The sequence below is a fragment of the Ralstonia sp. 25C genome (assembly GCF_051904805.1).
Lineage (GTDB): Bacteria > Pseudomonadota > Gammaproteobacteria > Burkholderiales > Burkholderiaceae > Ralstonia.
Genome location: NZ_CP196738.1, coordinates 1,176,675 through 1,188,911 on the forward strand (window position 1 = coordinate 1,176,675; position 12,237 = coordinate 1,188,911).

The window sequence follows — 12,237 nt, forward strand, 5'->3', positions numbered from 1 at the left end:
TTACTTGACCTCCAGCGGAGGAATGCCGTGCGTTTGCCGTGCCCAATAGTTGAAGGTGGCATTCACGATTGATGGCTTGAGCAGGTAGTCGTGTGCCTCAGCCGCGAGGGCGTCGTCAACTGGGGTTAGCTGACCAAAGACTTGAGCGCGAATCTGCATACGTGCAGCGCGCTCCAGATAAACCGACAGGTAGGTCGCCTCTTCGCAGGTCTTTCCTGCGGTCAGATATCCGTGGTGAGCGAGGATGATGGCTCGCTTGTTGCCCAGCGCTTCCGAGATGATGACGCCTTCCTGGTCAGCAATGGGTACGCCCGGCCATTCCCCAAGGAACGCGCAATCATTGTGCAGCGGGGTCATATCCATTTGCGCGATCACCAGATTTTGGCGGGCAGCTGCTAGCGCCGACGCCCAAGGCGAATGCGTATGAATGATCGAGTTGACGTCGGGGCGGGCGTCATACACCCACAGATGGAAGCGCGTGGCGGGGTTAGCCATTCCTTCGCCAGTGAGCGTATTGAGGTCGCGGTCCACCTCAATGAAGTCCCGTGGCGTGGCTTCATCGAAACCGAGACCAAAGCGCAGTGTCCAGTAGGCACCCGGTCGCTCGGATCGAACGCTGATTTGCCCGGCGAGACCCGCTTCCTGCTCGGTCATCGCAAGGATGCGACAAGCGTAAGCCATGGTCTCTTGCATGCTGCGTTGCTGGACGCGAAGATGCTTCGCCATGTCCTGCGTTGCACGTTGGTCGAAGTAGGCTTTCTCTCTCAATGGGGTATTCACGGGTACGTCTCCATGTACTTGTTCGCTGCAGGCTGGTTTGCCAGCAACTGGTTCCCCAATTGTGTTGCGGTATATCCATGTGAGCCATGAATTGCGGCTCATAGCTGCTATTCCATTCGACTAGGTCACGACATGCGTGGTCAATCGCAAGGCCGATACTGGATGCACCCAGCGCAGCGACGTGTACGAGGTGTGACTGGAGAGAGGCAGAGGAAAGCGCAGCGTTCAGCGGAACGTCAGCCGAGATACTGAAGGGCTTGAGAAGCCTTGTGTCAGAGGTCGTAGAGCACTAGTTCTGTGGCTGCTTCGTGGAGGCGACAACGACGAGGACCGAACTGTGTTTTTTCCCTACGGCGATTAACCTATGTGGGGTTGCCGACTCGAAATGTACACATGCACCTTTGGTGAGATTCTCTTTGCGACGCGCGATGTGTAGTTCTACCTCTCCCTCAAGGACGTAAAGAATTTCCTCGCCTTCGTGGTGGCTCATGAGGCGGCCGCGCGGGGCTTGATGACTTGGGTGAATCACAAATGCACGCATGACTCGGTTGGAACTCAAACCAGCAACCAATGACATCGCGTCGGGTGAATCTGCAGCCTCGGCACGATCAGGCCGAATAATCGTAATGGGGTCTCCCTCGCTGGGCCGCCCGAAGAGGCGGTCTACTGTGACACCCACCGCTTTGGCAATGGCTAGAGCGGATTCAATGGAGGGGCTGGAAAGACCTCGCTCCACTTTTGAAAGATTGCTCTTGGTCAGCCCTGTACTCTGCGCAACTTGCTCGAGCGTGAGTCCATGCTGGACACGTAGAAGTTTGAGATTGATCGCCAACGCCGGCAAAGAGGCCATCAGGCCTGGGAATCAAATGAAGGGAGAAGGAGATCGTGTCGGCACATTTCGCGCCGCGTGTAACGGACCTACCAACTAGCGGATACCTATCCTGCGAAGGCCTGGATCGGATGGCCTAGGCAAGTACTGCGACGATTGAATCGCCTCGTCTGGTTTAGGGGGCTCGTGGTAATGGCAGTGGTAGCGCCGTCTTGTAACGGACCTGTTTGAGGGCGAAGCTTGAACGGATTTTTTCGATGCCGGGGATGGGCGTAAGCTGATTCAAGATGAAGCGCTCCAGTGCTGCAACGTCGGTCAGGGCGACACGAATGAGATAGTCACTGTCCCCGCTCATCAAATAGCACTCCATCACTTCCTCATGCTCTGCGATGTGTCTTTCAAATTCGGCCAATGCCTCTTTGGATTGGGAAGCCAAGCTGATGGAGATAAAGACATTCAGCCCCAAACCTAATGCCTGGGCATTGACCAGCCCTACATATCGATCGAGTACGCCAGAGGCCTCCAACGCTCGTACGCGTGTCAGGCATGGTGAGGGTGAGAGGTGTACCCGTCGTGAAAGCTCGACATTGGAAAGGGAGCCATCGCGCTGGAGCTCGTCCAGAATGCGCAGGTCTGTGCTATCGAGATGCATGATCTACCGAATGTACTGAGGTGCACGGCATACTGTGCCGAATGTGCGGAATCTAGACTATGTGAGCAGTACCTAATGCCACTGCTGTCGGCGTAAAGTATCGACATAGAAGATCCATCCCCACGCGCACCGATGGGCTGGAATACGACAACAATAACGGTGCGCGCCGCCCAAGCAGACGTACTTGGCGATCGTTCAGGAGGCAAAGATAGTGGAAACCTTCGATAAGCAGCTGCGCTACTTCATCAAGATTGCTGAGGTGAAGTCGTTGTCGCGAGCAGCGGACGACCTTGACTGCACGCAACCCGCACTTAGCAGGCAACTGGCTTCCCTCGAAGCGCACTTGGGTTGTACGTTGTTCGTTCGAACAGGCAGAGGCATGGACCTGACGGACTGCGGGCGTCGGGTACTTGAAGAGGTCCGTCCGGCGTTCGCCAACATAGATGCAGCGATTAGCACACTGCGCGATCGGCACGAACTGCGGGGTACGCTGAAGCTCGTGAGTGTGCATACCCTCAGCTACTACTTCGTCAGTGACCTGGTCAAAGCGTTTTCTGAACGACACACCGGAATCAACCTCTCGGTCATGGGCCGCAGTTCGCCCGAGGTGGTTGATCTGGTTGAAAGCGGGAAGGCCGATGTCGGGTTCGTCTACGATACGGCTGTGGCGTCGGACAAGCTTGTATCGACGCCGCTTTTCGACGACGAGATGTGCCTTGTCGTTGGGCCGGATTGCGCAACGGCGGACGGGGTTGATCTGACCACGGACATGCCGAAGCTGATCGGATTTCCACCACATTACGCGCTCAGGCGAATGATCCACAGCAGTGGGTTGAATCCACATTTCATGGTGGAGGCGGAGACCGTAGACGTCATGCTTGAGATGGTTGCGTCTGGTGTTGGGGTGTGCATCCTCCCCAAGCGGATACCCGATCGCGTTCTGAATCAATACCATTTGCGCAAAGTCCAAATTGCCAATCCGTGCATGTCCCGTAGAGTCGTCGCAATTGAACGTACGGATCGGCATGAATTGGCCGTGATGAAGCAACTCATGCTGACGTCGGTCGAGGTGGCACGTTTGGCTGGTATGACGACGAACGACGCATTTCGAGTGGCGGACTGATGTTCATTGGTTGGTGAGCTTGAAGGCAGACACTGCCTCGTTGAGACTGTTTGCCTGTTCTTCCAACGATTCCGCTGCGGCAGCGGCCTGCTCAACCAGTGCGGCGTTCTGCTGCGTCACCTGATCCATCTGGTTGACGGCCTGGTTGACCTGCTCGATGCCGCTGCTCTGCTCCTCCGATGCAGCAGAGATCTCGCCCATGATGTCGGTCACGCGCTTCACTGCATCGACAATCTCAGCCATCGTTACGCCGGCCTGATCGACCAGCGCCGTGCCGTTGGAAACACGATCCACTGAGTCGCTGATCAGCGCCTTGATTTCCTTGGCGGCACTGGCTGAGCGCTGCGCGAGGCTGCGCACTTCGCTCGCCACCACGGCAAAGCCCCGGCCTTGTTCTCCGGCACGTGCGGCTTCCACCGCGGCGTTCAGCGCCAGGATGTTGGTCTGGAACGCGATGCTCTCGATCACGCCGATGATGTCGGCGATCTTCGTGCTGCTTTCGTTGATGCCGCCCATGGTCTGCACAACCTGGCCAACCACATCGCCGCCGCGGGTGGCAACGTCTGACGCAGTGACGGCGAGCTGACCCGCCTGCCGCGCGTTGTCGGCGTTCTGCTTAACGATGCTCGTCAGTTCTTCCATGCTCGACGCAGTCTCTTCTAGCGAGCTGGCTTGCTCTTCAGTGCGCTGCGAGAGGTCCGCATTGCCGGCGGCAATCTCTTGCGCTGCGGAGCGCACCGAATCGCTGCCCAGACGGATCTGCTGCATCACGGCGGTGAGCTTGTCCGCAAAGGTGTTGAACGAGCGGGCGATCTGCGCGACTTCGTCTTCACCGTCCGACGGCAGGCGCTTGGTGAGGTCACCGCTGCCCGAGCCGATGTCGTCCATCACATCGCGAATCATAGACAGGTGACGGAACGCGCGCGAGGTAGTCGCACTGACAATGAGCGCAGCCACGAAGGCCACGCCCACCAGAGCGCCCGCTGAAGTCATTACCAGCGAACGCATGCCCACAGTGGCGTCAGACTTGTCCAGTGCCACGATGAGGCCCCAATCGGTGCCCTTTACGCCTTGGCGGTAGAGCAGCTTGGCGGCCCCATCTACGGTCACCTCCACCGGCTTCTCTGCTTGCACCAGCAATGCCAGTGTGGCTTCGTTGAGGCCCGCCGACAGCTCTGTCGCGGGCTTGAGTGTGAGCTTGCTATCCGGGTGCGCAACGATGCTGCCGGCCGCGTTCACAAGGAAGCCGAAGCTGGCGGGTGTCGGGCGAATGGCGTTCACATTCGCGATCACGCTGTCCAACGCCACATCACCACCGATTACGCCCTTGAGGTTGCCGCCCTGGAGAATGGGGATTGCAAAGGTCACGAGAAGCTTGCCTGTAGCTACGCCGATATACGGCGTAGTTAGCACCGGTTTGCCTGCTTCTACGGCTTGCTTATACCAAGGGCGCGCAGTCGGATCGTAGGTGGGGGGAATGCCGCTCGAGTCCGAGAATTTGTACGACTTATCGGGATAGCCGACGTAGACCTTGATGAATCCTCCCGCATCCTGAACAGTCTTGAGCGCCGAGACGGGGTCGGCCGACAGAGCGATCTCCTGTAGCGAGGCGATCATCTGTGTTTTGGACGCAACCCAATCATCGATGCCCGCGATGTGGCCGCGCGTGACGGATTGCAAGTTCTGGCGGATCGATTCGTCGTTGTGCGAACGGGTCACGAGGTAGTTGAGCCCGCCGGCCAAAGCGAGTGCGCCGACCACGATAGTGACGCAGGTCAGCAGAATGCGGGTTCGGATGGAAGTGAACACAGCGTTATGTCCTAAGAGGTGTCGAATTCGGCCGGCGGTAATGCTGTTACTGCAACGAATCGAGCGCTTGCTGCAGGTCAGCGATGATGTCGTCTGCATCCTCCAATCCAACGGACAGACGGATCAGGTCCATCGTGACACCTGCGCTGAGCTGAGCCGTAGGTTCTACCTTCTGGCGTGCACGAATCAGCGTGCCTGGATGGGTGATCAGAGACTCTGTATCGCCCAAGCTGATTGCACGGGACACCAGTTTCAGGCGATCGATCATCTTGATTGCGCCGTCCAGGCCCGAGTGGAGGTCGAACGACAGCATCCCACCACCATGGGTCATCTGAGCGCGGGCCAGCGTGTGATCGGGACTGTCTTGCAAGAAGCCGTAGCGCACCTGTTTTACGGCTGGATGTGATTGCAGCATCTGGGCCACCTTCAATGCGCTCTCACTATGTTGGCGCATGCGCAAAGTCAGCGTCTTCAGTCCTCGCGTGACAAGGAAACAAAGCAGCGGGGACAGCGTGGCCCCCGTCATGTACTTGAGTCCAATCGACCGAATCTTCTTGATCGTGGCGAGATCCCCTAGCACGGTGCCAGCGAGGAGGTCTCCGTGCCCGTTGATGTACTTCGTCATCGAGTGAATGACGAGGTCTGCGCCGTGCTCCAGCGGTCGCTGCAATGCGGGCGAGCCAAAGGTCGAATCTACCAACACGCGAACCCCTTTGCGCTCGTGTGCTATGTCGGAGAGTGCCCGAATGTTCAGAAGCTGCGCCGTAGGGTTGATCGGGGTCTCGAAGTAGACGATCCGAGTCTTGTCGGAGAGCGCGTTCCGTAGATTCACCGGGTTCGTCAGATCGATTTTCGTAACTTTGACGCCGAAACGCGGCAGGCCGTCGTCGACAAACGATGTAGCCGTGGAGTACATCGTGTGGTGAACGATGAGCTCGTCGCCTGCGTTCAGCAGAGTCAACAACGTTGAGCAGATGGCACCCATACCGGAACCCGTTACCAGCGCGGCTTCCGCGCCTTCGAGAGAGGCTAGGCGGGTCTCGAGAAGATGTTGGGTAGGGTTGTGCTGACGGCCATAAACGTACCGATCACTTTCACCCGAAAATGGTGCCGCTGCATCCGCCGTGTTCTCAAACGCAAACGTCAACGTCATGTAGACCGGCGGGGACACTGCACCGTAAGGGTCGGAGTGGTCGTGGCCATGGTGCAATGCTCGAGTCTGGAATCCGAGTTCGTGCGATTCGTCTTGCATCTTTGGGTCCTTTTCGGGTGGCAGGATGTTGTTGGGGCTTGGCGTAGCAGCGCCACGCCGTTAGTGAACGATCTGGTTGAGGAACTTTCGGGCGCGGTCTGTCTGAGGATCGTCAAAGAAGCGTTCCGGATCGTTCTGCTCAACGATTTCTCCGCGATCCATGAAGATGACGCGATCCGCCACCTTTCTGGCGAATCCCATCTCGTGCGTCACACACAGCATGGTCATCTTGGTCTCTTCGGCAAGACTGATCATGACGTCGAGCACTTCCTTGACCATCTCGGGATCGAGCGCTGAGGTCGGTTCATCAAACAGCATGATCTTGGGCGCCATGCAGAGCGACCGCGCGATGGCAACGCGCTGCTGCTGCCCGCCCGACAACTGTCCTGGATACTTGTGCGCCTGATCCGGAATCCGGACCCGCTCCAGATACTTCATCGCAAGTGCCTCAGCCTCAGCTTGCGGCTTCTTGAGCACCCAAGTCGGCCCAAGCGTGAGGTTCTCCAGCACGGTGAGGTGGGGGAACAGGTTGAAGTGCTGGAAAACCATGCCGACGTCTTTCCGGATCGCCTCAATGCGCTTGAGGTCGTTGATCAGTTCGGTGCCATCGACTGTGATGCTTCCCGCCTGATGCTCTTCGAGTCGGTTGATACAACGAATCATGGTCGATTTTCCGGACCCTGAGGGACCACAAATAACGATGCGCTCGCCCTTGCGGACATTCAGGTCAATGTCCCGCAGGACGTGAAAGTCCCCATACCACTTGTTGACTTTTTGAAGGCTGACGATAGCGTCTCTCATGTTGAATCCTTTTCTGCTGCTGATAGATCGCACTACTTACTGAATGGCCGTTGCATTCTGTCGCTGCGCCAGTTGACGCTCCAGACGCCGGCTATACCCCGAGATCGTGGAGCACAAGATGAAGTAGACGGCTCCGATGAACAGATAGGCTTCAACACCGAAGCCGTTCCAGGCTGGATCTGCGAGCGCGGCTTTGGCCGCTTGGGTCAGATCGAAGATGCCAATGATGACGACCAGCGATGTGTCCTTCAGCAGTGCAATGAATGTGCTGACCAGCGGGGGGATCACGACTTTCAGGGCTTGCGGCAGCGCGATCTTGCGCATTTGCTGCCAGTACGTGAGACCAAGAGATTCCGCGCCTTCGTACTGTCCCTTCGGAATCGACTGCAGGCCGCCACGCACCACCTCTGCAATGTAGGCCGCGGTGAACATGATGATTGCGATCTGTGCACGCAGCAGCTTGTCGATGCTGAACCCTTCCGGAAGGAACAGCGGCAGCATTACGGACGACATGAAAAGAAGGCTGATCAGCGGTACGCCTCGAATCATCTCGATATAGCCGACACAGAGCGCCTTGATGGCCGGCATGTGCGAGCGCCTTCCCAGTGCGAGGACGATGCCAATCGGGAAGGCAAAGGCGATGCCAAACGTCGATAACATCAAGGTCAAGGGAAGCCCACCCCACCGCGTGTTCTCAACAAAGGTCAGCCCGAGTACGCCGCCCCACATCAGAACTGCAACGGCAATGAGTGTGAAAGTCCACAATGCCGCCAGACCTTGGCCTTGCAAACGTCGCGTTGCTGTGGCGATGACAGTGGCGATGAGCAAGGCCGTCGTGGCCAGTGGGCGCCATTGTTCGTCGTAGGGGTAGGTTCCAAACAAGATGAGCCTGTACTTCTCACCGATGAACGCCCAGCATGCACCACCCCCATCGTGGCAGGACTGCGGGTTGGTGGTCTGGAAGGTCGCTTTGAGAACCAACCATTCCAGCAGGGGAGGCACGATGGCGAATAGCAACCAGATTGTCAGGAGGCTGCAAAGCGTGCTGCCCGGGGAGTAAAAGAGCTTCTTGCGAGCCCAGCTCCAGGGTGTTGAACTCGGCATTGCCGGTTTCGCGACAACGGTCGTAACAGAGGAGGTTGTGTCGTCCATGTCTACCGCTCTACCAATGCAATGTGCTTGTTGTAAACGTTCATCAACAGCGAGACTGCCAGGCTCACAGTCATGAAGGCACAGATGATGATCAGGATGCCTTCAATAGCCTGCCCGGTTTGGTTCAGCGTGGTGTCGACGACAGAGACGAGGTCGGGGTAGCCGATCGCGACCGCAAGCGAGCTGTGTTTGATGAGGTTTAGATACTGGCTGGTAACCGGGGGCACGATCACTCGTAGGGCCTGAGGCAAAATGACCAGCCGAAGGACTCGTCCCCTCGGGAGTCCAATTGATTGCGCTGCTTCCCACTGGCCTTGCCTGACCGACTGAATGCCAGCTCGAACAATTTCGGCAATGAAGGCGGCGGTGTAGAGGACTAAACCGATAGACAGTGCAAATAGTTCAGGGGAGAAGGCCCAGCCGCCTTCGAAATTGAAGCCGCTGCGATGCGGAATGCTGAGGTGAATTTCTTGGCCGCCCACTAGCCAGCCTAGTAGGGGCACGGCAGCAAACAATGCGACAGCCCACGGCCACAACCTAGATTGCGCGCCTGTGCGCCGCTGCCTCGCCCGCTGCAACAAGGCAACGACTACGACGAGCAACAGTGCAATTCCCAGTCCGATGATGATCGCGGTGAGGGCGGGGCCTTCGAGTGCAGGCAGCAACAGACCTCGATTGGACAGGTAGATGCCTGGTAGCGGGTTAAGCGCTGCACGCGGCCCCGGCAAGACTTCCCCGATGAAGGCGTACCACATCAGCAACTGCAGCAGGATTGGCACGTTGCGGATGAGCTCTACATACGCCGTAGAGATGCGAGAGATCAGCCAGTTGGTGGACAGTCGGCCGATGCCAATCATCACGCCTAGGACTGTCGATAGCACCAGGGCGACGACCGAAACGCGCAAGGTATTGACCAAGCCGACCAGGATGGCACGTCCATAGGTGTCGGACGGGGAATAGTCAATGACGGATTCTCCAATCGAGAATCCGGCTTGGCGATCCAGGAACGCAAAGCCTGTGGCGATGTTGCGGCTGGCTAGGTTATGCAGGGTATTGGTAACGAGATACCAAGCGACAAGGCAAACGAGGCCCACCACAATGACTTGGTACAGCAAGGCCCGGAACTCTGGGTGCTGCCAGGAAAATTTGAACGGGGCGCGATGATGTGAACTCATGGTATAGCGACGAATCGTTTCTGCGATGCAGTCGTGGTGCTGAGGCAAGCCTTGCCTCAGCCCACTCTCAACTGCTTGGCGGTTAGCGGATCGGCCAGCCGTACATCAAGCCACCCTTCGTATATAGGGCGTTAATGCCGCGGTCGAGCTTCATCGGACTACCCGCGCCCAGGCTCCGATCGAAGACTTCACCGTAGTTACCGACTTGCTTGATGATGTTGTAGGCCCACTTGTCATCCAAGCCGAGACCCTTACCCATGCCAGGGGTTGTTCCGAGAATGCGCTGAATGTTTGGTGCCGTGTTGTTCTTGACGGCATCGTCAACGTTCTTCGAAGTCAGGTTGTATTCCTCCGCCTCAATCATTGCGTTGAGCGACCACCGAACGACGTTGAACCACGTGTCGTCGCCTTGACGAACCATGGGGCCCAGCGGCTCTTTGGAGAGTGGCTCGGGCAGGATGATGTACTTGTCGGTGTTTCCGAAATTGATGCGAGCCAGGGCCAGCTGAGACTTGTCCATCGAGATGCCATCGCAACGGCCCGACGAGAACGCGCGTTTAATCTCGTCGACCGTATCGAGCAATACGGGCTTGAAGGGCTTTTTGAGATTGCGGAACCAGTCTGTGAGATTCAGCTCGTTGGTGGTGCCGGGAAGGACGCAGATGGTGGCGCCACCTAAGTCCTTTGCGCTGGTGACTTTCGCATCCTTGGTCACCATGATGCCTTGGCTGTCGTAGTAGTTCACGCCGACACCAATCAACCCCAGCGTGGTGTCGCGAGACATAGTTTGCGTCGTGTTACGCGTCAGCACGTCGACCTCGCCGGATTGCAGAGCGGTAAAGCGCGCCTGCGTTGTCAGCGGAATCACCTTGAATTTTGTGGCATTGCTGAACACGGCTGCTGCGATGGATCGGCAGGTGTCCACATCGATGCCTTGCCACTGTCCCTTGCTGTCGGTGAACGCAAAGCCTGGAAGGTTGGTAGAGACGCCGCACTGCACAAAACCGCGTTTCTTGACTGTATCCAGGGTGCCGGCGTGGGCAAGACCGGCGGTGCATAGCCCCAGTAGCACTGTGGCCGCAAAGCGGGTGATTCGCATGGTTGTCTTCTCCTTGATTTATCTATGAATCCGATGCGCAACGCGATGTGTCGAATCGGTAAGAGGGCGGCGCACTTCTTGTGGTGCGTCCTGCGAGGAGGCGGGCGGCGCCGCTTAGGTCACTGCTATTGCTGCTGGCATTCACTCCCGTGATTGCCACATTGGTATTTCAAGATTTGGCTTTGGTGCGGGCTTGATACTTCGAGTGAGGAGTGCACTCGCGCCATCGTCAAATCGATGACACAAAGTATCCTGACCGCACGCTGGGAATGCCATGCACCGGGGGGCATAGCAGTTATGAGAGCCGGGACTCGGCTCAGCTTTGATTTCTTGAGCACCCAATTAAGGGGCCACCGCTACTCAATGAGCCTGGCGGTTGCGTGTCACGCTCAGCTGTGAGTAGGGATTACCCTAGTCGGGTAAGTGTTGTCGCTGGGGCAGCGACTTGTCATGGCGACAGACACGATGTGCGATGAGCTGCCCGCATGAGTGGCAGCTCAGGCGGAGGCTCCCGCCTTGGCATCGTCATAACGCTTCGCTCGATAGATTGCGATCGAAACGATCCAACTGAACGCGAAGATGCCGATGATGATGTATCCAAGAACGCCGAAGTTGTCATTGAGCGTACTGACGGCATTCCACACGGGCCCTTTGAGGTTGAACCTGCTTGCGAACAGGCCAAGTATTTCTATGCCGCCAATCACGACAGCGACAAGGATCGACACGAGCGTGATGGTCATGTTGTAGTAGATCTTGCGCAGTGGCTTCTGGTACGCCCAGCCATAGGCGCCCAGCATCAGATGGCCGTCCAACGTATCGACCAGAGACATGCCGGCGCTAAACAGTGCGGGAAAAACCATGATGGCCCAAGGCGATAAGCCTTTGGTGGCCTGCGTAGCGGCAATACCGAGAAGCCCGATTTCGGTTGCTGTCTCGAAGCCCAGGCCGAACAGGAAACCCATCGGGTACATGTGCCAGCTGCGCGTTACGACACGAAAAAGCGGGCGGAACAGTTTGGCAAGAAAGCCCCGGTTCGCGAGCAGGATGTCGAAATCATCGTCGACATAGGCGCCGCCGTTGCGCACGTGACACCATGCGCGATAGATGCCCCGCAGTATCAAAAGATTCATCAGCGCGAGCGCGAACAAAAAAGAAGCAGACACCACGGTGCTGGCAATACCGCCCCATTCCCTGAAATGCTCGAAGCGGCTCTGAATGGCCACGGTTGTGAATGCAATTGCCACCGATGCGAGCACGACAACGCTGGAGTGACCCAGTGAGAAGAACAAGCCCAAGGAGACCGGCCGTCTCCTTTCCTGCATCAGCTTGCGCGTGACGTTGTCGATGGCCGCAATGTGGTCCGCATCGACGGCGTGGCGCATGCCGAAGCCATAGGCCAGGAACGCGGTGCCCAGAAGTACGGGGTGTGAACGGAATGCGGCAATTGCCCACGCCCAGGCCAGGACATTCATGAGCGTCAACATGCCGTAGATGAAGAGCAGTCGGCTTCGGACACTGGCGTCCGCATGGTCAGATATCTGGTTGAGCCGATCGCGCATCATGGC

General features: G+C 57.5%; 11 protein-coding genes. 1 reads left to right on the forward strand and 10 read right to left on the reverse strand.

Features of this window, described 5'->3' with window-relative positions:
- From ACS7SF_RS23755 to ACS7SF_RS23765, 3 genes are all read right to left on the reverse strand, one after another.
- A complete protein-coding gene (locus ACS7SF_RS23755; RefSeq protein ID WP_439892942.1) occupies window positions 1-780 on the reverse strand; it encodes an aldolase in 780 nt (259 codons plus the stop codon).
- A gap of 289 nt (window positions 781-1,069) precedes the next feature.
- The gene (locus tag ACS7SF_RS23760) at window positions 1,070-1,630 is read right to left on the reverse strand and encodes a helix-turn-helix domain-containing protein (protein WP_439892943.1); all 561 of its coding nucleotides are present in this window, start codon (window positions 1,628-1,630) and stop codon (window positions 1,070-1,072) included.
- Between the two features lie 154 nt (window positions 1,631-1,784).
- A complete protein-coding gene (locus ACS7SF_RS23765; protein ID WP_439892944.1) occupies window positions 1,785-2,261 on the reverse strand; it encodes an Lrp/AsnC family transcriptional regulator in 477 nt (158 codons plus the stop codon).
- 184 nt (window positions 2,262-2,445) lie between these two features.
- Between ACS7SF_RS23765 and ACS7SF_RS23770 the strand changes: the two genes are divergently transcribed.
- Entirely contained in the window at window positions 2,446-3,384 is a 939-nt protein-coding gene (locus ACS7SF_RS23770) for a LysR family transcriptional regulator (protein WP_439892945.1), read from the forward strand.
- 3 nt (window positions 3,385-3,387) lie between these two features.
- Here ACS7SF_RS23770 and ACS7SF_RS23775 read toward each other — a convergent pair whose 3' ends face one another.
- The 7 genes from ACS7SF_RS23775 to ACS7SF_RS23805 form a co-directional block, all read right to left on the reverse strand.
- On the reverse strand, window positions 3,388-5,193 hold the full coding sequence (locus tag ACS7SF_RS23775; protein WP_439892946.1) for a methyl-accepting chemotaxis protein: 1,806 nt from the start codon (window positions 5,191-5,193) through the stop codon (window positions 3,388-3,390).
- Window positions 5,194-5,239: 46 nt separating this feature from the next.
- Entirely contained in the window at window positions 5,240-6,445 is a 1,206-nt protein-coding gene (locus ACS7SF_RS23780) for a trans-sulfuration enzyme family protein (protein WP_439892947.1), read from the reverse strand.
- A 60-nt stretch (window positions 6,446-6,505) separates the two neighbouring features.
- The gene (locus tag ACS7SF_RS23785) at window positions 6,506-7,246 is read right to left on the reverse strand and encodes an amino acid ABC transporter ATP-binding protein (protein WP_439892948.1); all 741 of its coding nucleotides are present in this window, start codon (window positions 7,244-7,246) and stop codon (window positions 6,506-6,508) included.
- Window positions 7,247-7,282: 36 nt separating this feature from the next.
- Window positions 7,283-8,398, reverse strand: coding sequence for an amino acid ABC transporter permease (locus tag ACS7SF_RS23790; protein WP_439892949.1), 1,116 nt, complete (start codon window positions 8,396-8,398; stop codon window positions 7,283-7,285).
- A 2-nt stretch (window positions 8,399-8,400) separates the two neighbouring features.
- The gene (locus ACS7SF_RS23795; protein WP_439894467.1) at window positions 8,401-9,573 is read right to left on the reverse strand and encodes an amino acid ABC transporter permease; all 1,173 of its coding nucleotides are present in this window, start codon (window positions 9,571-9,573) and stop codon (window positions 8,401-8,403) included.
- Between the two features lie 82 nt (window positions 9,574-9,655).
- Window positions 9,656-10,672, reverse strand: a complete 1,017-nt coding sequence (locus tag ACS7SF_RS23800) for an amino acid ABC transporter substrate-binding protein (protein ID WP_439892950.1) — start codon at window positions 10,670-10,672, stop codon at window positions 9,656-9,658.
- A 497-nt stretch (window positions 10,673-11,169) separates the two neighbouring features.
- Window positions 11,170-12,231 carry a HoxN/HupN/NixA family nickel/cobalt transporter gene (locus tag ACS7SF_RS23805; RefSeq protein WP_439894468.1) on the reverse strand — a complete coding sequence of 354 codons (1,062 nt, stop codon included), beginning with the start codon at window positions 12,229-12,231 and terminating at the stop codon, window positions 11,170-11,172.
- Between the last annotated feature and the right edge of the window lie 6 nt (window positions 12,232-12,237).